The sequence below is a fragment of the Ornithinimicrobium avium genome (assembly GCF_003351765.1).
Lineage (GTDB): Bacteria > Actinomycetota > Actinomycetes > Actinomycetales > Dermatophilaceae > Ornithinicoccus > Ornithinicoccus avius.
This window is the reverse complement of record NZ_CP031229.1, coordinates 2,728,219-2,752,165: the sequence shown is the minus strand read 5'-3', so window position 1 is coordinate 2,752,165 and position 23,947 is coordinate 2,728,219. Positions and strand designations below refer to the sequence as shown.

The window sequence follows — 23,947 nt, the reverse complement described above, 5'->3', positions numbered from 1 at the left end:
GGGGTATGGCACCCGATCCCGCACCCGTCCAGCCCGCCCCCTCCACCACGGCCTTCGTCGGCCACGCCGGCCACGGTCCGGTGGACACCCCGGTCCGCGTGGCGGACCTGGCGGACTACCGGGCGACGTTCTGCCCGGACGGCGCCGACCCGACCGACCTCGACCGGGCCGTGCGCCTGTTCTTCGCCAACGGTGGCACCGACGCGGTGGTGGTGCGTGCCGCAGGGCCCACGCCCGGGCAGGTCGTCCCGGTCGGCGGCGTCGGCGGCCTCCACGCGCTGCCCGGGCCGTTCGCCGTCCTCGTCCTCGTCGGCGTGACCGCCGCGCACCCGCTCGCCGTGGCCCGCGCCCTGGGCCGGTGCGAGCAGGAGCGGTCCGTGCTCCTGCTCGACCTGCCCGCGGACTCCTCCCCCACGACCGCCCGCCTGCTCACCGCCCAGGTGGGCGGGGAGCGGTCGCGCGCGGCGGCATACCTGCCCTGGCTGGTGATGGACGGGGACCGCGGGCCGGTGGCCGTCCCCCCGTCCGGTGCGGTGGCGGGGCAGCTCTCGCGGGACGCGGGGCGGGGGGTCTGGGGCGCACCCAGCGGTGCCGACGCCGAGCTGCTCGGCGTGACCGGCGCAGCGGCGGTGCTGGACGAGGCGACGACCGGGACCCTGTCCCAGGACGGGATCAACACCCTGCGCACCTTCCCCGGCGCGGGTCCGCGGGTGTGGGGCGTGCGCACCCTGGCGGCCCGGGAGAGCGCGGTGCCCGCCGAGCGCTACCTCCCGGTGCGCCGGCTCACCGACCACGTGCTCACCTCGCTCGAGGAGGGTATGCGGTTCGTCGCCGACCGCCGTCCCGACGCCGGTCTCGGCGACCTGGTGCGACGTCGGGCCGAGGACTTCCTGCACGGCCTGTGGCAGCGCGGCGCCCTGGCCGGCACCCGGCCGCAGGATGCCTACTTCGCGCGCTGCGACGGCACGACCACGACGCGCGCCGACGCGGCCGCCGGCCGGATCGTGCTGCTGCTCGGGATGGCCGTCCTGCGTCCGGCCGAGTTCGAGACCTACCGGCTCGACCTGGACACCTCGGCGGCCAGCGGGCCGGCGGTGCTACCGGCGACCGCCGCCGTCGCGGCGGCCACCAGGCTGGCGCAGGAGCACCTCACGGTCGTGCGGCGGGTCGACCTGCGGCCGCTCCTCGGCGGGGGGAGCGCCGACACCGAGCGGCGGCTGGAGCAGGAGTTCGCGGCCGCCGCCAGCGGCAGCACGGTCCTCCTCCTGCAGGAGGCCGACGCGGTCCTGGGCACCGGGGAGGTCGGCAGGTCGGTCGGCCGGCTGCTCGAGCGGCTCTCGCGCGACAGCGGCGTGCCCTACGTGCTCTCCGGGGGGCGCCGCTAGGCGCCTCTGGTCGCGGGAGGGCCCCCGCAGCGGTGTCGCTGCGGGGGCCCTCGACGCGTCGGCCTCACGGGTAGACGAGCGCCTCCAGCTCCTGCTGGACGGCCAGGGCCACCGCGGTGTACCCACCGACGATCGTCAGCTTCTGCACGCGCAGGTCGATGATCGCCGCCAGGATCGGTGCCGGGATGCTGGCCTGCCGCGTCAGCAGGACCGGGCTGGCGTACTTCGCGGCCACGGGCGCTGCGGCCAGGGCGTCGGCGAAGCCGGAGCCGGAGGCCAGCATCGCGTGGGCGACCGGAGCGGTGAAGAACTCCGCAGCCACGTTGGCCGAGGTCTCGTACCGATCGGCACCACCGATCCGGACCACGTCGGTGGCGTAGGCGTGCGCCTGCGTCATGACCGCGTCGCTGACCGCGTCGGTGCCTCCCAGGACCACGATCCTGGCCGGGTCGAGCCGGGCGAGCTGCGCCGCCACCTCGGCCGGGATCGAGCCCGCCCGGGTCAGCAGCACCGGGGAGTCCTGCACCCCGGCCGCCGCGGAGGCGGACAGGGCGTCGGGGAAGCCGGAGCCGTTGGCCAGGAAGGCCACGTTGACGCCCGCCGGGTACTGCGCGGCGACGGCTGCCGAGGTGCCGTACCGGTCGCTCCCGGCGAGACGCTCCACGGTGCCGGCGTAGGCCGCGAGCTGTGCCTCGACGTCGGCGCTGATCGCGGTGGGACCGCCGAGGACGACGATCCGCGCCGGGGCCAGCGTCTGCAGGGCCGCCCGGGTGGGCGCCGGCAGCGAGCCGCTGCGGGTCAGCAGGACCGGGACGCCCTCGGTGCCGGCCAGCGCGCCGCCGGAGACTGCGTCCGGGAAGTCCTGCCCGCTGCCGACGTAGACCGTCGCCACACCCGGGTCGAAGTTCGCCAGGGCGAGGTCTGCGGCGGTGGCGTAACGGTCCGCGCCCGCCACCCGGTCGACCACCGGCCCCACCAGGCCAGCGCCCACCGCGAGCTCGGGAGAGGTGGACCGCACCGACATGCTGGGGAACTCCCCGCCGTACCCGACGGTGTTCACCGACTGGACCCGGTAACGGTAGGTCGTGGTCGCGTCCGACGTGGTGTCGGTGAGCGCAACCGTGCTCCCTCTCGTGTTCTCCTGGTCGAGCGGCCGCTCGACCGTCCCGACGTCGGTCCAGGTCAGGTCGTCGGTCGTGCGCTGGACCACGAACGAGGTCTCGGTGATCGACCCGTCCGTCCAGGTCAGTCGCACATGACGGTCGGCGCCCGTGCCGACGAGCGTGCTCGCCAGGCTCTCCGCGGGCAGCGGCGGCAGCGCCAGGCTGACCGGTCGCATCATGTCCATCTCCTCGTGGGACAGGATGTGGCAGTGGTAGACGTACTCCCAGCCGAAGTTGACCAGCTTGTTGAGGATCTGGGCGGTCGGGTTGCCCTGCGGGTCGATGTTGTTGAAGCCCGTCGTCGACCCGAGCGGGTCCATCGGACTGAGCGGCCGGATCGAGTTGGGCACCTCGAACGGTGCCGTCGGCACGATCGGTCGCAGGGCCACGATGGTGTCCTCCAGCGGACTCATCCGGACCGTGTCCTTCCACCCCAGCTCGGCCGGGCTGGTCGGGATGATGATGTTGTCCCAGGTCACCCGGTTGAGCACCTGGACGTCGTAGAGGTGGAAGTGGATCGGGTGCGTGTCCACCCCGTTGTGCGTGAACCGCCAGATCTGCGTGCCGTCCTTCAGGTCCTTGATCGGGGTGACCTTGACATCCGCCGTGGGCAGGTTCGTCCCGTCGATCAGCTCCGTCTGCGGGTTGATGAAGGGGTAGAGCGTCACGTTCTGCAGCCCCGGTGTCGGCGGCTGCGCCTCGATGCCGAGGTTGGCCGTCATCCGCCCGAAGTCGTCGAAGGACGAGGCGTTCATCTCGTCGTGGATCGCCTTGGGCTCCACCGTCAGGGAGACCCTGGTCGCCGGCGAGCGCAGCGTGTTGAACCCGAAGGTGCCGGTGTCGTGCACCCGCAGCATGCCGTCGCACCGTTCCACACCCGGGCGTGCGTTGCAGTTGCTGCTCGCCGCGAACGAGGATCCGTAGGCGGAGTTGTAGGCCGCCTGGCCCACGATGACCGGGTTCTGGCCGGACTCGAAGACGCCGGACCCGTTGGCCTTGTGCGAGAACGCCGAGCGCAGCTTGGTGAGGTTGAAGGCTGCCGCCGGCGCCTCGTCAGCGATCCTGACCTGCATGACCGTACGGATGTTCGGACCGTAGCCGGCCAGCGGCGTGGGCGAGCCCACGGGGCTGAGGTCGGGTGCGCCGGTGTAGTAGTCGTAGGACGGGACCCGAGCGGGGAAGGCTGCCGGGGCGTCGTTGTAGAGGATGAGCGTCTTCCCCGCGAACCTGCTGAAGTCCACGACCACGTCCGCCCGCTCGGCCGGCGCCATCAGCAGCGAGGACTGGTCGACGTTGCCGACGTCGAACCGGGTCGGGTCGGTGATGTACGTCGCCGGCTGCTGCCCGTCGATCACCGCGGGGGCCGGCAGGAAGCCGCCCTCGTTGGCGATCTGGACCCAGTCGGGTCCGTAGGCGTCGTCGTTCGTCCCCACCGGCGTCGGTGAGACGTTCGGGTTGGTCTGGGCCGCCGCCAGCTCGTCTGCGTTGAGCGCGACCTCGGTCGTGCCGTCACCCTGGTCCGGGTCGGCCGTGTACCACTGGAGGTTGAAGAACCGGTCGTTGGCCGCGTTCAGGAACGTGAGCCGGTAGCTCTTCGGCTGCAGCGTCACGGTCGGGTAGGCGACGCCGTTGATGATCGGGGTGTCGTTGAACTGCTCCATCCCGGCCGAGACGTTCGGCGTGCCGGGGATCTCCTGCGGCTCGCAGAACGGGTCGGTCTGGTACTGCCAGGTGGCCGGGTCGTCCAGGTTGCACGCCGGGTCGAAGTAGGGGTTCGCGATCGGTCCGTGGACCGCGTCGCTGGCCGGTGGCCAGAACCACGGCCCGTACATCCAGCGGCCGTAGGCGCTCATGCCGGACGGGTCTCCCGGGTTCTGCGCCGGCATGTAGACGTGGTGGTACCAGAAGCTGCCCTTGCCGCCCCACCGGGTCGCGTCCCAGGTCGGGTCCTGCAGGGCGAGGGTCGCCTCGTCGGGCGTGAACGTCCGGTCCTGCACGACCAGCGGGATCGTCGCGTCCGCCCCGGGGAGGGTGCCGTCGGAGATCAGCTTCTTCTCGGTGTCGTCGGTGATCTTGTAGCCGGCGGCCTCACCGGCGTAGACGTTGAGCCGGGTGATGCCCCAGGAGTGGTCGTGGTAGAACATCAGCCGCGCGCTCTGCTGGTTGGTGTAGTAGAAGGTCGAGCACCCGTCGTCGGCCGCGGCGCAGACCTCTGCGCCGGATCCGGTGACCATGTCGGGCACGTTCTCCACGCTCACGCCCTGCGGCCAGGCGGTGTCCTCGCCGGCCGGGGTGATCCACTGGTGCGGCGTGCCGTCGCTGATCCACGGGGTGATGCCGCCGTGCAGGTGCAGCGTGGCCCGGTTGTCCTTGAAGCACGCGTCCGACTTGGGGTATGCCGTGCAGTCCGGGTTCCGCACACCGTCGAGCACGCTGCCCTCGTCGGCCGGCGCGCCCATGTCCATCGGGCCCATGCCGGAGCCCATCATCGTGCTGTCGGTCGGCAGGAAAAGGTCGCCGGCGGCACCGTTGGGCAGCAGGTTGCGGAAGACGATCCGCACCGGACGGTCCTTGGTCGCCCCGATGAACGGGCCGAGCCACTGCGGGGAGGCGACGCCGGTGTAGCCGGCGATCGGCTGACGGGTCCCGTCGAGCAGCTCGTTGTAGAGCGGCACCTGCCGGCCCGGGACCGCCGCGGTGGACAGCTGCACGTAGCCGCGCACCAGCGTGGCGGGAAGGTCGGTCGAGAACTTGGTGCGGTACTGCACGAGGCCGATGACGTACTCGTCGGCCTCCTTCCCGTCGTAGGTCTTGACCTCGGGCACGGCGGTGGGGATGAACTTCGCGGCCGCGCCCGTGGACGCGGTGTCCGGCGCGAGCGGGCAGCCCAAGCCGTCGGTGCCGGGGTCGCAGGTCAGCGGGAGCTGGTCCTGGAACTTCTTGATGCCCGGGGACAGGTAGCCGTCGCCGGGGCTGTCCACCGTGATCGCGCTGATCGAGCCCAGGTCGGTGCGGGACGTCACCGTGGCACCGGTGCCGGTCCCCGTCGGGTCGTTGACCTGCACGCCCGGCCGGCTCGTGTAGCCGGTGCCCGGCGCGGTCACCGACGCACCGACCAGCTTCAGCGTGGTGGTGGCGGTGGCAGGGGTGGCCCCGCTGATCGGGTCGAAGACCGTGCCGTCGCGGACCGTGACGGAGGGTGCGGTGCTGTAGCCGGAGCCGGGGTCGTCGACGACGACGGCCGTGATCGTGCCGCTGGCGTCCATGCCGTCGACCGCATCGCCGCTGGCGATCATCGGGACGTGGGCCCTGGCGATCGAGCCGTTCGGGTCGTCGGGGAGGTCGAAGTCGACGGTCGGCATGGTGTAACCGCTGCCACCGTCGGCGAGGTGGACGGCGTCGACGCCCCCCGAGGCGGTGCCCGTCGCGCCGCTGCCACCGCCACCGGTGATCGCCAGGCCGAGCGCGCCGTAGCCGGAGCCCGCCTCGCCGACCGTGAGGCCGATGACGCCACCGGCGGGGTTCACGCTCACCGTCGCCGCGGCCGCGGTCCCGGTGCTGCCGTCGACGGTGACGGTCGTGGCGGGGGAGTAGTCGTGGCCCGGTGCAGTGACGGTGATGGCGGAGATGCCGCCCGTGAGGGGGTCCACCGCCGCCACCGCCTCGGCGCCTGCTCCGGTGCCCGCGGGGTCCACCAGGGCGACGTCGGCGGTGGACAGCGTGTAGGGGCTGTTGGCCCAGTTGGGGTAGGGCCCGAAGTAGTGGGGGACCGCGGACTCGTCCGTCGGCGAGCTCGGCGCGCCCGCTGCGACGACCGCCGCGCCGGCGGTCGGCGGAGCTGCTCCCTGGGCCAGCGTGCCGCCCACCGAGATCGTGGCCACCAGGAGTCCGGCACTCAGGAAGCCGATCCTGCGGCGAGTCCCCACATGCTTGTTCATGTCCACATCTCCCTGTCTTGGCCGGCCCGCGAGCCCGTCGCCGACCGTGCAGGGCGCCCTCCGACGTCCTTGAGGTCAGTCCATCCCTTCCGGAGGGCATCGGGCGGACAGGTGACCGGACGGTCAACCAGCGGTAATCTCCCGGTCATGAGCACGGTGATGGTCGTGGACGATCACGAGCGGACCCGGACCCTGCTGCGCAAGGTGCTCGCTGCCGAGGGGCACGTCGTGCTGGTCGCGGGGGACGGTGACGATGCGCTGCGCCAGCTGGCCGAGCACGAGGTCGACCTCGTGCTCCTCGATCTGGTCATGCCGAGCTCGAACGGCCTGCTGGTCCTCTCCTCGCTCCGGCGCAGGGGGATCACCACCCCGGTGATCATGGTCTCCGGGGTCGACGACGTGGCGGTCCGGGTGCAGGCGCTCGACCTCGGGGCCGTGGACTTCGTCCTCAAGCCGTTCCACAACGCCGAGCTCGTGGCGCGCGTGCGCCGGCACCTGCTCACCCCCGGTCGCCCGGTGTACGACGACCGGCGCTTCCTGGAGTCCGGCGGCCTGCGCCTCGACCTGGACCGTCGCCTGGCCCGGGTCCGCGGCGCCGAGGTCGTGCTGAGCGAGCGTGAGTTCGGTCTGCTGGCCCACCTGGTCCGCCGGCAGGGCGACGTGTGCACCCGCACCGAGCTCCTGCACGACGTGTGGGGGCTCGACTTCGACCCGGGGAGCAACCTGGTCGAGGTGTGTGTCCGCCGCCTGCGCAAGAAGGTGCCCGAGGTCTGCGTGGAGACGGTCCGCTCGGTGGGCTACTGCTTCACCGGCACCTGAGGTCGCCGACGTGGTCGGGGTGCACGAGGTCGACGGCGTCGTCCGCTCCCGCCTGTTCGCTGCCTGGGCGCTGCTCGCCGTCGGCTGCACCGTCTGGATGTGGCTCGCGCCCGGGGACGAGGTGGTGCCCTTCCACCTGGTCTGGATCGGCTTCGCGCTCGCCTACGGGTTCGAGGCCTGGCCGCTGCGGCCCACGATCGTGTCCCTGGCGGCGGTCACCCTCGCGACCGGGGCGATCCTGGTCCGTCGGGCCGCGACGGGGGTGATCGCCTGGGAGGAGACCTCCGAGATCCTGCTGATGCTCCTGCTCGCGGCGCTGGTGATCTGGCACGTCCAGCGCCGCGACGCAGCGCTGGACGCCGTCACCCTGCTCGCCGAGCGCGACGCGGAGTCCTCCGCCCAGCGGGTGCGCCTGGCCCGGCTCACCTCGCACGAGATGCGGACGCCGCTGACGATCTCGCTGGGCTACGTGGAGCTGATCCTCGCGCGTCCGGTCGAGCCGGACCTGCGGGAGGAGCTGGAGGTGCTGCACGACGAGCTGGGCCGTCTCGCCCGGGCCAGCGACCGGTTGCTGCGGATGATCAGGCTGGGCCAGCCCCTCGAGCGCTCTGCCGTCGACGTCGATGCGCTCCTGCAGGAGACCGCCCGCCGCTGGTCGACGGTCGCCCAGCGGAACTGGGTCGTCCGCTCCGAGGGCGGCACCGTGAGCGCCTCGGCCGAACGGCTCCGCGCCTGCTTGGACACCCTGATCGAGAACGCCGTGCGGCACACCGCGGAGGGTGACGTGGTGCTCCTCCACGGCTCGCGCACCGCCGACCACCTCTGGCTGACGGTCGCCGACTCGGGCCCCGGCCTGGACGCCGACCTGGTCGCGGCCGTCAACGGACGACGCCCGCACGAGGCGCACCTCGCGGAGCACGCCGGTGCCGACGGCCTGGGGGCACGCACCGGCCTGGGCATCACGCTCGTGCAGGAGATCGTCGAGACGCGCGGAGGCCGGGTCGTGGCCGGTCGCAGCCACCTCGGCGGAGCACTGGTCCTCCTCGTCGTGCCGGCCGAGATCCCGCACGCCGACGACGAGCAGGGGACGACGAGCACCGGCCCGGCCGCCGTCGTGCGCCCGGTCGGCGACCTGGAGATCGAGGCGGCACGCTGGGCGGACCTGTCCCCCGACCCGCCGCCCGGGACCGCAGCGGCCCTGGAAAGAGAAGAAGGTAGCCCTCACCCCGGGTGAGGGGCGCACAATGGCCTGGTGCTGATCCGACTCCTGCGCAGGCATCTGCGCCCCTACACAGGGACCGTCGTGCTCGTCCTGCTCCTGCAGCTGGTCGCGTCGATCGCCAGCCTGTGGCTGCCCACCCTCAACGCCGACATCATCGACAACGGCATCGCGAAGGGGGACACCGCCTACATCTGGCGGATCGGCGGGATCATGCTCGCGGTGAGCGCCGTGCAGGTGGTCTCCCAGGTGATCGCGGTGCGCGGCGCCGCCCGGACCTCGATGGGGCTGGGCCGCGACGTGCGCGAGCGGCTGTTCGACACGGTGCTGAGCTTCTCCTCACGCGAGCTGGGGCAGTTCGGTGCCCCGACGCTGATCACCCGCAACACCAACGACGTCCAGCAGGTGCAGACGCTGACCTTCATGTCCCTGGTCATGCTGGCCGCCGCCCCGATCACGGGCATCGGCGGGGTGTGGATGGCGATGCGCCAGGACGTCGGCCTGTCCTGGCTCATCGCGGTCGCGGTCGCCGTGCTGCTGACCGGGATGGCGGTGGTGATCGCCAGGATGGTCCCGCTGTTCCGGGCGCAGCAGAAGAAGCTGGACGCGATCAACCGGGTCATGCGCGAGCAGATCGGCGGTGTGCGCGTCGTCCGGGCGTTCACCCGCGAGACCGAGGAGAAGGCGCGCTTCCGGCAGACCAACACCGAGCTGACCGACATCGGCCTGCGGGTCGGTGACCTGATGGCGGTCATGTTCCCGTTCGTCATGCTGGTGATGAACGTCTCCAGCGTCGGCGTCATCTGGTTCGGCGCGCAGCGGGTCGAGTCGGGCGCGATGGAGGTCGGCGCCCTCACGGCCTACATCAGCTATCTGATGCAGATCCTGATGTCGATCATGATGGCCACGATGGTGGCGACCATGATCCCGCGGGCGTCGGTGTCGGCCGAGCGGATCGTCTCGGTGCTCGACACCGGGACGAGCGTCACCGCCGCCGCGCACCCGCAGCGCCCCGACCGGCTGGTCGGCGAGGTCGACCTGCGCTCGGTGGACTTCACCTACCCCGGTGCCGAGGAGGCCGTGCTGCACGACATCAGCTTCAGCGCGCGCCCCGGCACCACCACGGCGATCGTCGGCGGCACGGGCTCGGGCAAGACGACGCTGCTGCGGCTGGTGCCGCGCCTGGCCGACGTGACCGGGGGCCAGATCCTGGTCGACGGGATCGACGTGCGCGAGCTGTCCCCGCAGGACCTCTGGTCGCGGGTCGGGCTGGTGCCCCAGCGCCCCTACCTCTTCTCCGGGACGGTCGCCACCAACCTGCGCTTCGGTGACCCCGACGCCAGCGACGAGCAGCTGTGGGAGGCCCTGCGGGTGGCGCAGGCCGAGGACTTCGTCTCCGCCTTCCCCGAGGGCCTGGACCACCCCGTCGCGCAGGGCGGCACCAACGTCTCCGGCGGTCAGCGGCAGCGGCTGTGCATCGCGCGCGCGCTGGTCGCCCGGCCCACCATCTACCTCTTCGACGACAGCTTCTCCGCGCTCGACCTCGCCACCGACGCGCGGCTGCGCGCGGCGCTACGTCCCCGGACGCAGGAGGCGACGGTCGTCGTGGTGGCCCAGCGGATCTCCACGATCATCGACGCCGAGCAGATCGTGGTGCTCGACGCAGGGCGGGTGGTCGGGGTCGGCACGCACGACGAGCTGCTGGCGACCTGTCCCACCTACGAGGAGATCGCGCGCTCCCAGGAGCTGACGGGAGCGGCGGCATGACGGGGCGGACGACGACCAGGGCACCCGGCGGCCCCGAGGGCCAGGATCCCCGGCCCAGCACACCGGCGGAGGAGGAGCACCATACCGACGTCGTCCCCCGGCGCCCGCCCCGCGGCCCGCGCGGAGGAGGCCCCCCGGCTTCGGAATACCCGCCGAGAAGCCCTCCCACTTCGGCGCCTCCGCGCGCCGCCTCGTCGGTCGGCTGGCTCCGTACCGCATGTACATCGCGATCTCCGTGGCGCTCACGATCGGCGGTGTCGTGCTGTCCACCCTGGGGCCCAAGATCCTCGGCCGGGCCACGGACTACGTCTTCGCCGGGCTCATCGGGCGCAACCTGCCCGCCGGGGCGACCGTCGAGGAGGTCGTCGCCGGGCTGCGGGCCCAGGGCAAGGACACCTTCGCCGACCTGGTCGCCGGCACGCCATACCTGGTCCCGGGGCAGGGCATCGACTTCGACGCCCTGGCCCGGGTGATCATGCAGGTGCTGGCCCTCTACCTGGTCGCCGCCCTGCTCATGTGGATCTCGGTGCGACTGGTCAACCGCATCTCGATGTGGACGGTGCGCGACCTGCGCTCCGACGCCGAGGACCAGGTGCACCGGCTGCCCCTGTCCTACTTCGACAAGCAGCCGCGCGGCGAGGTGCTCTCCCGGGTCACCAACGACCTGGACAACGTGCAGCAGGTGCTGCAGCAGACCTTCGGACAGCTGCTCAGCGCGGCCGTCACCGTGGTGGCGATCCTGGCCATGATGCTGTGGATCTCCCCCGTGCTCACCATCATCGCCGTGCTGACCATCCCGGTCTCCGTGCTGGTCACCGTGCTGATCGCCTCGCGCTCGCAGAAGCTGTTCAAGGCGCAGTGGGCGCACACGGGCACGCTCAACGGTCAGGTCGAGGAGGCGTTCACCGGTCATGAGCTGGTGAGGGTCTTCGGGCGTCGCGAGCAGGTGACGGCGCGGATGCGCGAGGTCAACGAGGAGCTCTTCGACGTCACCTGGCGGGCGCAGTTCATCAGCGGCGTCATCATGCCGGCGATGTTCTTCATCGGCAACCTCGGCTACGTCCTCGTGGCCGTCGTCGGTGGCCTGCGGGTGGCGACCGGGACGCTGAGCCTGGGCAGCGTGCAGGCCTTCATCCAGTACTCCCGCCAGTTCACCCAGCCGGTCACGCAGGTCGCCTCGATGGCCAACCAGCTGCAGTCGGGCGTGGCCTCGGCCGAGCGGGTCTTCGAGCTGCTCGACGAGGAGCCGCAGGTGCCGGACCCGGTGGACACCCCGCCGGTGAGCGCGTCCCGCGGACGGGTGGAGTTCGAGGACGTCACCTTCTCCTACGGTCCCGAGCCGCTCATCGAGGACCTCTCCCTCGTGGCCGAGCCCGGGCAGACCGTGGCGATCGTGGGCCCGACCGGAGCCGGCAAGACCACGCTGGTCAACCTCATCATGCGGTTCTACGAGCTGGACGCCGGACGGATCACCCTGGACGGCCGGGACATCACCTCCATGACCCGGCACGACCTGCGCGAGCGGATCGGGATGGTGCTGCAGGACGCGTGGACCTTCGAGGGGTCGATCCGGGACAACATCGCCTACGGCCGACCCGGCGCCACCGATGCGGAGGTGCACGCAGCGGCGCAGGCCGCCTACGTCGACCGGTTCGTCCAGCACCTTCCGGGGGGTTACGACACGGTCCTGGACGACGAGGGGTCGACGGTCTCGGTCGGCGAGAAGCAGCTGATCACGATCGCGCGCGCGTTCATCTCCCAGCCCTCGCTGCTCATCCTCGACGAGGCGACCTCCTCGGTGGACACGCGCACCGAGCTGCTCGTCCAGGAGGCGATGGCCAGGCTGCGCACCGACCGCACCAGCTTCGTCATCGCGCACCGCCTCTCCACCATCCGTGACGCCGACCTCATCCTGGTGATGGAGCAGGGTCGGATCGTCGAGCAGGGCACGCACACCGGGCTGCTCGCTGCTGGCGGTGCCTACGCCCGGCTGCACGCGGCGCAGTTCCGCGGGGCAGCGGTGCAGGTGGACGCCGAGAAGCAGGCGGGCGAGGTGCCCGGCGCGCCCGGCTGAGAAGGCCTCCTGCACGCCCGTGGGTCCCGCGGGCCGGCGGCACCGACAGCTACCCTGGCGGGCATCATGTCCTCCCTCGTGGTTGTCCGGTGAGGTTCGACGCGGCCGTCGTCGGGCTCGGCCCAGCCGGTCGGGCCCTCGCCTCGCGCCTGGTGGCGCGAGGCGCCGCGGTGCTCGCCGTCGACCCTGCGCCGGACGCCCTCTGGCGCCCGACCTACGGCGTCTGGGCCGAGGACCTGGAGGGCCTTCCCGACGACGTCACCCGCTCCCTGGTCCGGCGTCCGCAGATCCGGGCCCGCGGCCACCACGTGCTGCCGCGCGAGTATGCCGTGCTCGACAACGCCGCCGTGCAGCGTGCCCTGCCGCTGGGCGCGGCGGAGGTGCGCGCGGAGCGGCTGGGGGACGAGGAGGTCCTCGCGCTGCGCCGGGAGGCCACCGTGGTCGTGGACGCCCGCGGCGCCCGGCCGGCGGGTGGTGACGTCGCGGCCCGGTCCCAGGACCGCTCCCCTGCCCAGACCGCCTTCGGGATCGTCCTCGCGCAAGAGGACGCCGCCCCCGCCCTGGAGGGGGCCGAGGGGCTGATCATGGACTGGCGCCCCGACCAGGTCCCCGGAGGGCACGCGGAGCACGGCGCCCGGCCGACCTTCCTCTACGCCATCCCGCTGGGCGACGGGACCGTGCTGCTGGAGGAGACCTGTCTGGCGGCGGCTCCTGGTCTGCCGGTCCAGGAGCTGAAGACCAGGCTGCGGGCGCGGCTGATGGCGCGGGGTGTCACGGCGGGTGCGATCGAGGACCCGGTGGCCCGCGAGATCGTCTGGATCCCGATGCGCGGTCGTGGGACCCGCACCGTCGGCGGCGTGCTCGCGGTCGGCACGGCCGGGCGCGGCGGCAACGTGGTGACCGGCTATTCGGTCGCCCACTCCCTGCTCCGCGCCGACGCCCTGGCAGCACGCATCGTCGAGGGGGATCCGCCCCGCCGGGTCGACCCCGTGACACCCGCGGACGCTCTTCGGGAGGCCGGTCTGCGTGCCCTGCTGCGCCTGGGTCCCGACGGCATGCTCGACCTGTTCGACGCCTTCGGCCGGCTGCCCGAGGAACGGCAGCGGGCCTTCTGGTCCCGAGCGGCGGACGCCCCCGACCTGGCCGCCGCGATGTGGGGGATGTTCTCCCGGATGCCGGCGCGCTCCCGGGTGCAGCTGGCCCGGGCCACGCTGGGTCCGTGAGCCGGTCTGCGGCAGGCCGGAGCCAGGCTGCGGGACGCAGGCCCGCGCGGGGTCCCGACTAGGCTGCACGGTATGCAGCTTGCCGAGCAGTTCGACCGTGCCGCCGGGCGCTACGACGTGCTGACCAGGTTGAACCCCGGCTACCACCGGGCGCTGCGCGAGGCGGCCACCGCACTGGTGAGCAGGCTGCGCGGCAGCTCGGCACCGCTGCGCCTGTGGGACCTGGGCTGCGGGTCGGGGCTGTCCACCCGGGCCCTGCTCGACGCGGCCGGGACGGAGGTCACGGTCGTCGGTCTGGACGCCTCCGCCGGGATGCTCGAGCAGGCCGGGACCAAGGACTGGCCGGACGGCGTCCGGTTCGTGCAGGCCCGCGCCCAGGAGCTGCCGCGGGTCGCCGCCGAGGAGCTGGCCGGGCCGGCCGACGGGGTGTTCGCCGCCTACCTGCTGCGCAACGTCCCGGAGGACCAGCGGGACGCCACCGTCGCCGCGATCCACGACCAGGTGCGCCCCGGCGGCTGGGTGGCGCTGCAGGACTACCACGTCAAGGGCGACACCGTCGCGAGCGCGGTGTGGACCCTCGTCTGCTGGGGGGTGGTGATGCCGCTGGCGGTGGTGCTGCGCGGCAACCCGGCGATCTACCGCTACCTGTGGCGCAGCGTGCTCGACAACGACAGCACGGCCCGGCTCTCCAGCCGCCTCGACCGGGCCGGCCTCACCGAGCAGACGTGGAGCACCGCCGGCGGCTGGCAGCGCGGGATCCTGCACACCGTCCTGGCCCGTCGACCGGGCTGAGCCGCGCCCACCGTCCATCCCCGGAGGCCCCGCCCCCCGAGCACCCGAAGCAGAGGACCCATGAACGCCAGCCACCCGCCCGGCCGCGACCGCGGCGCCGTCCACCACCCTGCCGCCCCTGGCACCGCACGACTGACCGCTCCCCGGCACGTCGTGGTGGTCGGCGGCGGCATCGCGGGGCTCGCCTCCGCCGCCGTGCTCGCCGAGCGCGGGGTGCAGGTCACCCTCCTCGAGGCGTGCGAGCAGCTCGGCGGACGGGTCCGCGCCTGGCCCCTGGACGACGGCCGCACGATGAGCCGCGGGTTCCACGCCTTCTTCCGGCAGTACTACACGCTGCGCTCGCTGCTGCGCCGCGCCGACCCGACCCTGACGCGGCTGGTGCCCGTGCCGGACTACCCGCTGCGCCGCCGCGACGGCCTGACCGACTCCTTCGCCGCCCTGCCGGCGACCCCTCCGCTCAACCTCGCGGCCTTCGTCGCGCGCAGCCCCACCTTCCCGGTGTCCGCGCTGCCCTCGGTGCACCTGCCCAGCGCCCTGGAGCTGATCGACGTCTCCTACCCGGCCAGCCACGAGCGCTACGACGGCGAGTCCGCGCAGGACTTCCTGGACCGGTTGCGCTTCCCCGAGGGCGCCCGGCACCTGGCGCTGGAGGTCTTCGCCCGGTCCTTCTTCGCCCACCCCGCCGACTTCGGCGCCGGGGAGCTGGTCGGCATGTTCCACAGCTACTTCACCGGCAGCTCCGAGGGCCTGCTCTTCGACGTGCCGGACGACGACTACGACACCGCTCTCTGGGCGCCGCTGGGGCGATACCTGGAGGGGCTCGGCGTCGACGTCCGACTCGGCGAGCCGGTCGGCTCCCTGACGCGGGACGGGGGGGTATGGCACGTGCAGGTCGCGGGCGAGCAGGGCGCCACCTGCACCGCGGACGCGGTGGTGCTCGCCACCGACCCCCGCAGCACCCGCGCCCTCGTGGCCGACCTCCCGGCCGGGGATGCCGCGCGCGAGGACTGGCACCGGCGGGTCGGGGCGGGGCGCAACGCGCCGCCGTTCGCGGTGCTGCGGCTCTGGCTGGACGCTCCCGTCGCGGCCGAGCGGGACGCCTTCCTGGGCACGAGCGGCTACGACCTGCTCGACAACGTCACCGTGCTGGAGCGCTTCGAGGACGGGGCTGCGGCCTGGGCGGCGGAGCACGGTGGCTCCGTGGTCGAGCTGCACGCCTACGCCGTCGACCCGGCGCGGGACCCCGACCTCGCCGGTGACAGCCCGCACGGCCTGGACCTCGGCCGGTTGCGCGAGCGGCTGATGACCTCCCTGCACGAGGTCTACCCGGAGACCGCCGACCGCGGCGTGGTCCACGAGGAGCTGCTCGTGGAGGACGACTGCGGGCTGGTCGGCACCGGCGCCTGGCGCGAGCGGCTGACCGTCGGCACCCCCTACCCCGGCCTGGTGCTCGCCGGCGACGGGCTGCGGGTCGACTGGCCGATCGCCCTCATGGAACGGGCCGCGGTCACCGGGGTCCTGGCCGCCAACGAGCTGCTGAGGGGCTGGGGAGTGCGCGGCGAGGACGTCTGGACGGTGCCGCTGGAGGGCGTGCTGCGCCGCCCGCGCTCGGCCGTGGCCAGGCTCGGACGCTCGGTGCGCGACCGCATACCCCTGGGGTCCGGTGCCTGGAAGCGGCTCGGGACCGGCCGGCAGGCCGCCCGGCCGGTGCGATGACCGTGCGGCGCCGGGCCGTCCGCCAGGAGGAGCCGAGCACCCCGAGGCTGGAGCGGGAGGACCCCGGCGGGCGCACGGGGGTGAGCGCGATCTGGCGGGTGCGCGGGCTGCCCGAGGCACGGCAGGTGCTGCGTGCCCGGCACGCCACCACGCAGGCCGGCTTCACCGCCGAGAAGATCCCGCGACGGCTCAAGCTGCACCCCATCCTGGTCTCCGACGGGCCGCTGCACGACGAGCAGCGGCGCAAGGTGGGACGCTTCCTGGCGCCCAAGGTGGTCCAGGACCGCTACCCGGGCCTGATGCAGGACGCCGCCGACCGGCTGCTGGGCGAGGCGGCGAGGTCCGGCGGCTGCCGGCTGGACGACCTGGCCCTGGACTACACGGTCGAGGTCACCGCCCAGGTCGTCGGGCTGACCGCCTCCTCGGTGCCGAGGATGGCGCGGCGGCTGGTCACCTTCTTCAACCAGCCCCCCTTCGACATCACCCGGGCCGACCTCGGCCGGACCGGGCGGCAGTGGGCCTCGGCCGCGGTCAACGGGCTCGTCCCGGTGGTGCGCTTCTGGTGGCACGACGTCCGCCCGGCGGTGCGCTCCCGGCGACGGGAGCCGCGCGGGGACATCATCAGCCACCTGATCGCCGAGGGCTACAGCAACACCGACATCCTGGTCGAGTGCGTCACCTACGGCACCGCCGGGATGGTCACCACGCGGGAGTTCATCACGATGGCCGCCTGGCACCTGCTCTCCGACGAGCTGCTGCTGGAGCGCTACCTGGCCGGCGACGAGGCCGGGCGGACGGCGATCCTGCACGAGATCATCCGGCTGGAACCGGTCGTCGGGCACCTCTACCGCCGCGCGCAGACGGAGGTCCCCGTCGGGGAGCACGCCTCGGCGGCCCCGGGCGACCTCATCGACGTGTGCATCCGGTCGGCGAACGCCGATCCGGAGGCGGTCGGACCCGACCCGCTGGCCCTGTGCCCGGGCCGTCCTCTGCCGACCGGGGTCAACCCGGCCGGCCTGGCCTTCGGCGACGGCGAGCACCGCTGTCCGGGCCAGCCGCTGGCGATGCTGGAGTCCGACGTGCTGCTGCACGCGCTGCTCTCGCGCCGCCCCCGACTGGTGCGGGAGCCGGAGCTGGGCTGGGACGAGCTGATCGAGGGCTACACCCTGCGCGGGATGGAGCTGAGCCTGTCCTGATCGACCGGCGCGACGGTTCAGCTCCCTCCGGGCCGCCCGGTGGCCGGCAGCTGATGGCGGTAGGTCCAGGAGGTCAGCGCGGTGGCGACCATCGCCACCAGCACGCCGCCGAAGATGTGCAGGGCCCGCTGCCCGGCCTGCCCCAGACCGAACTGCACCGAGACCGCCACAGCCAGGCCCACCGCCAGCCAGAGGTTGACCGGGCCGGCGGAGCGGCGGAGCACGACGTACACGAGGGCGCAGAGCAGCGAGAGACCGAGGGTCACCCACGCCCCCACCTCGTGGAAGCGCGCATACCCGGGCTCCCCACCCAGCACCGCCGCCGCCCACCCGGCCTGGCCGACCACGGCGCTGAGCAGCAGGGTCGCCGCCAACCGCAGGGTGAGCAGGTGCGGGTGGGGCAGGCCGAGGCTCATGCCGACCTCCAGGCGACGCGTCGGGCGGTCTCCAGGAGGCCCTCGACGCCACCGGGGGCGAGGGTCGTCCCGGACAGCACCGAGCCGGCCGCCTCGATCTCGGCCGCGATCCGGTCCTCCACCTCCTGGCGCACACCGCCCTCGTCCAGGGCGCGCTGCAGCAACGGCACGTCCGAGGTCAGCGCCTCAGCGGTCCCGACCCGCTCCATCGCCGCCGCCGCCTCGCCGCGCAGCCGCTCGGCGCCGAGCACCCAGATGAGCGTCGACTTGCCCTCCCGCAGGTCGTCCCCGGAGGGCTTGCCGGTCACGGCGTGGTCGCCCCAGACCCCGAGCACGTCGTCGCGCCAGGCGAAGGCCCGGCCCAGGTGCCAGCCGAAGCGGGCCAGCACCTCGCGCTGCTGCGGGGTGGCGCCCGCCGCCAGGGCGCCCAGCTGGAGCGGCCGCGCGATCGTGTAGGAGCCCGACTTCAGCGCCGCCACGGCCTCGGCGTGCGCGAGGTCCGAGCGCCGGGCGGCGGCCCCCGTCAGGTCGGCGCGCTGACCCACGATGAGCTCCAGGTTGAGCTCGTACCAGTAGTCGCGCATGACGGCCGGCAGCGTGTGGGCGAGCCGGTCGGCCTCGCTGTGGGCCAGGTCGCCCAGCAGCAGGGCGATGTTCTCGCCGAAGCGCACCGGGTCGCCATGACCGCCCGCCTCCCGGTGCCGCCTGGCCGCGACGACGTGGGCGGAGGGCACGCCGCGGCGTTCGTCGGACTGGTCCATCACGTCGTCGTGCAGCAGCGCGAAGAGGTGCAGCATCTCCAGGGCGGCCGCGGCGCGCACGAGATCCGCGTGGCACGGGGTGCCCAGCCAGCCGCCGGTGGCGACGAACCCCCAGTGGCACATCTGCGGGCGCAGCCGCTTGCCCTGACCCGCCAGGAGGGTGTGCAGCCACTCGGGCAGGTCCCCCGGGTCACCGCCGAGCAGGTCGACCTCGCCGGCGGGCGCGACGGCGTCCCAGCCCCGACGCATCGCGGTCAGCTCCGCGGCCAGCAGCGTGTCGACCGCCTCGAGCGTGGCGGCGGCGGGAGCGCCGTCCCGAGCCCGACCACCAGGGCGGCCTTCCAGGTCACCCCCCGCGTCCCGCCCCTGCTCGTCCGTGCCACCTCTCACGGCGCCCGAGGCTACCGCACCGGAGCTCACCCCAGCCGCGACACGAGGGCATCGATCAGCGCCGCACCGTCCCGCCCGGGATCACGCCTGGCGAGGGAGGCCGCCACCCGCGCGGCTCCCGCCCGGATCCCCGGGTCCTCCGCCACGTGCTCCACCGCGCGCCGGAGCGGACGTGGGTCGTCCGCCCGTCCCGGCGAGGGCAGGTGCATCCCTGCCCCGGCCCACTCCACCCGTCGGCCGACGTCCGCCTTCTCCTCGGTGCGCCCGACCTGCAGGACGGGTACCCCGTGGCCGAGGGCCAGCACGGCGCCCGTCCACCCCCCGTTGGTGACGAACAGCCGCACGTGGGGCAGGAGCTCCTCGTAGGGGACGAAGTCCGTCACCGTCACCCGTCCGGGCGGCGGCAGCAGGCCCGGCCCACCCAGCGCGGCCGGATCGCCGGCGCCGGTGGTGAGCACCCCGGGCCGTCCGCTCCGGGCCAGCACCGTCAGCACCGGTGCGAGCACCTCGCGGGGATCGGCCCGCAGGGTGCCCTGGGTGGCCAGCACGAGCCCCCCGTCGACCACCTCCTCCCACCAGTCCGGACGTTCCCAGTCCCGCGGGGCCGGCGGGCGCAGCGCCCCGACGAAGTGCACGTGGTCCGGGAGCGCCCGGCGCGGATACTCCAGCTCCGGTGCCCCGCAGTGCAGGTGCAGGAAGGGCGAGAGCACCGCCTCCAGCACCGGCACCTGACCGGGGGGCAGTCCGACCTCCAGCCGCAGGGCGTCGTAGGCCGTCTGGGTGCGGCGCATGATCACCCCCCGGCTGGCCGCCTGGACGACCCTGTTGCGCCAGACCCAGGGCCGTTCGGTCCGGTAGGGCAGGCCAGCGCCGAAGGGGGGCGTGTGCTCGTCCGGGAAGTGCAGCGGCCCGTCACCGAAGCTCACCCACGGCACGCCCTCCCGCTCAGCGGCCAGGGCCGCGGCATACCCGAGCGAGTCGGTGAGCACGACGTCGGGGCGCAGGGACCGGACGAGCTCGCGGCTGCGGCGCAACCGGCCGGAGGCGTCCTGCAGCAACCAGGAGTAGCGCTGCGAGACCTCCCGCAGGCGGCCGGCGCGGGAGGTGAACGACCGGGTCGGACCGGTGTCCCAGCGGTGCGCCGGGGACCGGGGCGCCAGGTCGCGCAGCTCGTCCGCCTGCCCCCAGTGCACCTCGGCGCCCCGGGTGGCCAGCCCGGCCAGGAAAGGTGCGGCGTTGGCGGTGTGCGCGTAGATCGGCGAGCTGAGCGCCAGGACCCTCACCGCACCGCTCCGCGCCGGACGAGGGCAGCGGCCGGCCCGACGGCGCCACGGGTGGCGTCCGTCAGCGCCACTGCACGCGGCCCGGGCGGGCGCTGGTCGTCCATGGTCCCAGCGTCCCATCCCGCGAGCGGTCCGGCCACGGAGCGCACGGCATACCCACGGTCACCGCAGGTCGTAGTCGACGACCACGGGGGCGTGGTCGGACAGGCGGACGCCGCGGTGCTCCCGGTCCACGACCGCCGAGACGGCCGTGCGCGCCAGCCGGGGCGTCGCCAGGTGGTAGTCGATCCGCCAGCCGACGTCCTTCTCGTAGGCCTGACCCAGCCACGACCACCACGAGTACGGGCCCTCGGTGCCCGGGTGCAGCGCGCGGACCACGTCGACGAGCGTCCGCGGCGAGAGCCGGGCCCCGATCCACTCTCGCTCCTCGGGCAGGAATCCCTCGGAGGTCCTGCTCTGCCGCCAGCGCGCGACGTCGAGGCAGGTGTGCGCGACGTTCAGGTCGCCGATGAGCAGGAACTCCCGCCCACGCTGCGCCGCCGCCCGCCGGGTCCGCGACAGCTGCCGGGCGAAGGCGGCCATGAAGCGCATCTTCCGCTCGTACCTCGCCCCGCCGTCGGGCGCCTCGCGCATCCGGTGCGGGACCTGCAGATGGGCGGGGAGTCCACCCTTGGGCAGGTAGAGGCTGGCCACCGTCACGGGCGCCTCGGCAAGGTCGACCTCGACGTACCGCCCCTCGTGCGCGTGGCGTCCCAGCCCCCGCGCCAGCGGCACGCCGTCCGGTGCGGCCTGGGTGTGCAGGTGCTCCTCCCCGGGTGCCCGGACGAGGACCTCCGCGTCCCAGGTGCGCACCCCGGCGGGGCGCTCCCGGGTGAGCACGGCCACCCCGTTGCGTCCCGCGATCTGCCCTGGCTCGTAGACCACGTGGTAGTCACCGAACGCCTCCGGCGGCAGCGCCCCGACCGGGGCACGCACCTCCTGGAGCGCGACGACGTCGCAGCCCCTGCCGGCGAGCCAGTCACCGAAGCCGCGGCGGTGGGCGGCCCGGACACCGTTGACGTTCAGCGTGGCGATGCGCAGCACCCTGCGAGGGTATGCCGCGGCCGCGCCGCGCTCAGGCGGGCCCGTCCAGGACGTCCCGCTCGGCCGGGATCGCGTCCGGGTCCTCACCGCCGAGCATGTCGACCTCGCCCGCCTCCCTGCGCGCCGCGGCACCGGACTCCGGCGCCCCGTAGGCGGTGCCGGCCTCCGGCTCCTCCTGGTAGATCCGCTGGTCGATCGTCTCCTCGCCCCGGTCGTCGACCTCGAGCAGCTCGGCGCCCATCGGCCGCTGTTCCGGGGGGCTCCAGGGCACGTCGTCGACGGAGTCGGGCTGGTCCAGGTCGACGTCGGCACGCGCCTTCTGCTCCGCGTCGAGGTCGAGGTCGTCGATGTCCTCGCTGTAGGTGATCGGTTCGTCCTGGTCGGGATGCTGGCTCATCGCTCCACCGTGCCCCGCCCAGCGCCGGACGGCAAGCCGGATCGTGGGGTGCGTGCCGGACGACATGTCCCCCGGGTGTCGCCCGGGGCGCAAGAATGTCCCGCATGGGTGTGGTGGTGACGTATCTGGCGGTGATCTTCGGTTGCGGGCTGATCGCCAGGACGGTCAAGCTGCCGCCGCTGATCGGTTTCCTCGGCGCCGGGTTCGTGCTCAACGTGCTCGACGTCGAGCAGCTCGACGCGTTGTCGGTGCTCGCGGACGTCGGTGTGACGCTGATGCTCTTCGCGATCGGCCTGCGACTCGATCTGCGCAGCCTGCTCGGCAAGCACGTGTGGATCACCGCCGGGGCGCACATGGTGCTTCTCACCGGCCTCGGCACCCTGTTCCTGGCCGGGATGAGCGCTCTGGGGGTCTTCGGCCCCGAGTCGTGGCAGGTGCTCGCGACGCTGGCGCTCGTGCTGTCGTTCTCGAGCACCATCTTCGTGGTCAAGATCCTGCAGGAGCGCGGCGACGAGCAGGCTCTCTACGGCAGCATCTGCATCGGCGTGCTCATCATGCAGGACATCGCGGCCGTCGTGGTCATCTCGGTCTCCCGCGGCCAGGCACCCAGCGTGTACTCGCTCGGCCTGCTGGTCCTCATCCCTGTGCTGTACCGGGCGACCCGGGACTGGTACCGGCTCGGTCACGGCGACCTGGGCGCTGTTCGGCATCGCGATGGCTCTGATCCCCGGGTACGCGCTCTTCGAGTGGCTGGGCCTGTCCGGCAGCCTCGGTGCCCTGGTGATGGGGCTCGTGCTCGCCCCGCACCCAGGGGCGGACCAGCTGTCGCACTCGCTGTTCACGATCAAGGAACTGCTGCTGGTGGGCTTCTTCGTCACGATCGGGTTCGAGGGTCTGCCCACCTGGCACAACGTCACGGTGGCGGCGGTGCTGCTGCTGCTCCCCCTGCACGCCCTGGTGTACTGGGGGTTGTTGTGGCTGCTGGGGATGCGCAACCGCACCAGCGTGCTCTCGGCCCTGCTGCTGTCGAACTATTCCGAGTTCGCGTTGATCATCGCGGCGATGGGGGTGTCTGCCGGGTGGCTCTCCTCGCACTGGCTGCTGTCGCTGTCGATCGCCGTGTCCGCGGGGTTCGTCGTCTCGGCCGTCGCGAACCCGCGCAGCGTCTCGCTCGCCTCGCGGTTCGCCCAGCGCCTGCCGGTGCGGCCGCCGCACAAGATCCACCCTGAGGACCGTCCCATCGAGCTCGGCGAGTCGACCGCGATCGTGCTGGGCATGGGCCGGGTCGGCCACGCCACCTATCAGCAGCTCACCGACGCCTACGGCTACGCGGTGCTGGGTGTGGAACACGATCCGCTGCGGGTGCACAAGCTGCGTGAGCGTGGCGTCAACGTCGTCGAGGGCGATGCCACGGACTACGACTTCTGGGCCCGGCTGGTGGGGTCGGGCACGGTGCGCATCGTCGTGCTTGCCATGCCGGCCCAGCACGCCAACATCGACGCCCTGCGCGAGCTGCGCAGCTTCGGTTACGGGCAGGTCACGGTGGCGGCGGTCGCGTCCTACCAGGAGGACGTCGAGGAGCTCGAGGAGCTCGGGATCGACGCGGTCATCCGCCTGTACGAAGGCGCCGGCGAGACGCTCGCGGACCGTTCGGTCTCCGCTGACCGACGCCTGCCCTCACCCTGATCGTGCCGGGGAGCTCGAGAAAGAGGGCATCTGCCCGATCCGTACCCGCCCCCTTAGGGACGAGCGTTGCCGTCATCCCCCGGAGCACAGGGCGACGGGAACGGAACATCAGGAGCGCATCATGGGACCCGAGGGCACCGGCCTCTACACATGGACACCTGTCCGGCACACCAGCCGGACCGACAGCCTCACCGTCCACCGCCGCCCAGGACCCCTCCGGCGAGTCGTCGGACGACGCGGCGGAGCGGCTCAGGCGACGGCCCGGGGGCGGGTCCCGGTGGACGTCCGGGTGGACGTCCTGCGGCGGTGCGCCGAGGAGCAGCTGGGGGCCGGGGACCGCACGGGCGGCGGGCAGACGCTGGGCCAGGCACGCCTGGTCGCGCAGGCGTGCGGCCTGCTGCGGGCGGTCCGGCTGGCCGACGAGCTCGCGGCGCGAGCCGGCCTGGGGCCTCCCCGTCCCGACGGCGGTGGCGAGGACGGTGCGGCTGGCGACGGAGCCGGAGCTCTCGTCGCCGGCGAGCAGCTCTTCATCAGCGACAAGACCGCAAGCGTCCACGTCTCGGCGATCCTGCGCAAGCTCGGCGCCAGCACCCGCACACAGGCTGCGGCGCGGGCGCGCAACGTCCCCGGCTGAGCAGC

General features: G+C 73.3%; 17 protein-coding genes and 1 pseudogene. 12 read left to right on the top strand and 6 right to left on the bottom strand.

Annotated features, from left to right (window positions below):
• Positions 1-5 precede the first annotated feature (5 nt).
• Entirely contained in the window at positions 6-1,385 is a 1,380-nt protein-coding gene (locus tag DV701_RS12525) for a phage tail sheath family protein (protein WP_114928698.1), read from the top strand.
• A gap of 64 nt (positions 1,386-1,449) precedes the next feature.
• On the opposite strand, the gene DV701_RS12520 is transcribed toward DV701_RS12525, so the two are convergent.
• Positions 1,450-6,486, bottom strand: a complete 5,037-nt coding sequence (locus DV701_RS12520) for a cell wall-binding repeat-containing protein (RefSeq protein WP_114928696.1) — start codon at positions 6,484-6,486, stop codon at positions 1,450-1,452.
• 147 nt (positions 6,487-6,633) lie between these two features.
• Between DV701_RS12520 and DV701_RS18285 the strand changes: the two genes are divergently transcribed.
• From DV701_RS18285 to DV701_RS12480, 8 genes are all read left to right on the top strand, one after another.
• A complete protein-coding gene (locus DV701_RS18285; RefSeq protein ID WP_162803008.1) occupies positions 6,634-7,305 on the top strand; it encodes a response regulator transcription factor in 672 nt (223 codons plus the stop codon).
• A 10-nt stretch (positions 7,306-7,315) separates the two neighbouring features.
• The gene (locus DV701_RS12510; RefSeq protein WP_114928694.1) at positions 7,316-8,539 is read left to right on the top strand and encodes a sensor histidine kinase; all 1,224 of its coding nucleotides are present in this window, start codon (positions 7,316-7,318) and stop codon (positions 8,537-8,539) included.
• 18 nt (positions 8,540-8,557) lie between these two features.
• Positions 8,558-10,291, top strand: a complete 1,734-nt coding sequence (locus DV701_RS12505) for an ABC transporter ATP-binding protein (RefSeq protein ID WP_114928692.1) — start codon at positions 8,558-8,560, stop codon at positions 10,289-10,291.
• A 217-nt stretch (positions 10,292-10,508) separates the two neighbouring features.
• Positions 10,509-12,365: an ABC transporter ATP-binding protein gene (locus DV701_RS12500; protein WP_407669317.1), complete on the top strand. Its 1,857-nt coding sequence runs from the start codon at positions 10,509-10,511 to the stop codon at positions 12,363-12,365.
• A gap of 89 nt (positions 12,366-12,454) precedes the next feature.
• Positions 12,455-13,588, top strand: coding sequence for a lycopene cyclase family protein (locus DV701_RS12495; protein WP_114928688.1), 1,134 nt, complete (start codon positions 12,455-12,457; stop codon positions 13,586-13,588).
• Positions 13,589-13,660: 72 nt separating this feature from the next.
• Positions 13,661-14,380, top strand: coding sequence for a methyltransferase domain-containing protein (locus DV701_RS12490; RefSeq protein ID WP_114928686.1), 720 nt, complete (start codon positions 13,661-13,663; stop codon positions 14,378-14,380).
• A gap of 60 nt (positions 14,381-14,440) precedes the next feature.
• Complete coding sequence (locus DV701_RS12485; RefSeq protein ID WP_114928684.1) at positions 14,441-16,096, top strand: FAD-dependent oxidoreductase; 1,656 nt, start codon at positions 14,441-14,443, stop codon at positions 16,094-16,096.
• On the top strand, positions 16,093-17,292 hold the full coding sequence (locus tag DV701_RS12480) for a cytochrome P450 (RefSeq protein WP_114928682.1): 1,200 nt from the start codon (positions 16,093-16,095) through the stop codon (positions 17,290-17,292). Before DV701_RS12485 ends, DV701_RS12480 begins: the two co-directional genes overlap by 4 nt.
• 17 nt (positions 17,293-17,309) lie before the next feature.
• On the opposite strand, the gene DV701_RS12475 is transcribed toward DV701_RS12480, so the two are convergent.
• The 5 genes from DV701_RS12475 to DV701_RS12455 all read right to left on the bottom strand — a co-directional run bounded on the left by DV701_RS12475 (position 17,310) and on the right by DV701_RS12455 (position 21,622).
• Complete coding sequence (locus tag DV701_RS12475; protein ID WP_114928680.1) at positions 17,310-17,708, bottom strand: hypothetical protein; 399 nt, start codon at positions 17,706-17,708, stop codon at positions 17,310-17,312.
• A complete protein-coding gene (locus DV701_RS12470; RefSeq protein ID WP_162803007.1) occupies positions 17,705-18,859 on the bottom strand; it encodes a polyprenyl synthetase family protein in 1,155 nt (384 codons plus the stop codon). The genes DV701_RS12475 and DV701_RS12470 overlap by 4 nt, the downstream gene beginning before the upstream one ends.
• A gap of 26 nt (positions 18,860-18,885) precedes the next feature.
• Positions 18,886-20,142 (bottom strand): glycosyltransferase, encoded by a 1,257-nt coding sequence (locus DV701_RS12465; protein ID WP_114928677.1) that lies wholly within the window; start codon positions 20,140-20,142, stop codon positions 18,886-18,888.
• 162 nt (positions 20,143-20,304) lie between these two features.
• Entirely contained in the window at positions 20,305-21,225 is a 921-nt protein-coding gene (locus DV701_RS12460) for an exodeoxyribonuclease III (protein WP_114928676.1), read from the bottom strand.
• Positions 21,226-21,256: 31 nt separating this feature from the next.
• Entirely contained in the window at positions 21,257-21,622 is a 366-nt protein-coding gene (locus DV701_RS12455; RefSeq protein WP_114928675.1) for a hypothetical protein, read from the bottom strand.
• A 95-nt stretch (positions 21,623-21,717) separates the two neighbouring features.
• Between DV701_RS12455 and DV701_RS18825 the strand changes: the two are divergent.
• From DV701_RS18825 to DV701_RS12445, 3 genes and pseudogenes are all read left to right on the top strand, one after another.
• Positions 21,718-22,164 (top strand): annotated as a pseudogene (locus DV701_RS18825) (cation:proton antiporter domain-containing protein); the annotation flags it as partial.
• A gap of 172 nt (positions 22,165-22,336) precedes the next feature.
• Entirely contained in the window at positions 22,337-23,308 is a 972-nt protein-coding gene (locus DV701_RS18820) for an NAD-binding protein (RefSeq protein ID WP_228255014.1), read from the top strand.
• A 121-nt stretch (positions 23,309-23,429) separates the two neighbouring features.
• Complete coding sequence (locus DV701_RS12445) at positions 23,430-23,942, top strand: LuxR C-terminal-related transcriptional regulator (RefSeq protein WP_202863527.1); 513 nt, start codon at positions 23,430-23,432, stop codon at positions 23,940-23,942.
• Positions 23,943-23,947: the final 5 nt, after the last annotated feature.

Coding starts and splice junctions, on each gene's coding strand:
- DV701_RS12525 (WP_114928698.1), top strand. CDS start 6: ATGGCACCCGATCCCGCACCCGTCCAGCCCGCCCCCTCCACCACGGCC.
- DV701_RS12520 (WP_114928696.1), bottom strand. CDS start 6,486: ATGAACAAGCATGTGGGGACTCGCCGCAGGATCGGCTTCCTGAGTGCC.
- DV701_RS18285 (WP_162803008.1), top strand. CDS start 6,634: ATGAGCACGGTGATGGTCGTGGACGATCACGAGCGGACCCGGACCCTG.
- DV701_RS12500 (WP_407669317.1), top strand. CDS start 10,509: ATGTACATCGCGATCTCCGTGGCGCTCACGATCGGCGGTGTCGTGCTG.
- DV701_RS12490 (WP_114928686.1), top strand. CDS start 13,661: ATGCAGCTTGCCGAGCAGTTCGACCGTGCCGCCGGGCGCTACGACGTG.
- DV701_RS12485 (WP_114928684.1), top strand. CDS start 14,441: ATGAACGCCAGCCACCCGCCCGGCCGCGACCGCGGCGCCGTCCACCAC.
- DV701_RS12480 (WP_114928682.1), top strand. CDS start 16,093: ATGACCGTGCGGCGCCGGGCCGTCCGCCAGGAGGAGCCGAGCACCCCG.
- DV701_RS12475 (WP_114928680.1), bottom strand. CDS start 17,708: ATGAGCCTCGGCCTGCCCCACCCGCACCTGCTCACCCTGCGGTTGGCG.
- DV701_RS12455 (WP_114928675.1), bottom strand. CDS start 21,622: ATGAGCCAGCATCCCGACCAGGACGAACCGATCACCTACAGCGAGGAC.
- DV701_RS18820 (WP_228255014.1), top strand. CDS start 22,337: ATGGCTCTGATCCCCGGGTACGCGCTCTTCGAGTGGCTGGGCCTGTCC.
- DV701_RS12445 (WP_202863527.1), top strand. CDS start 23,430: ATGGGACCCGAGGGCACCGGCCTCTACACATGGACACCTGTCCGGCAC.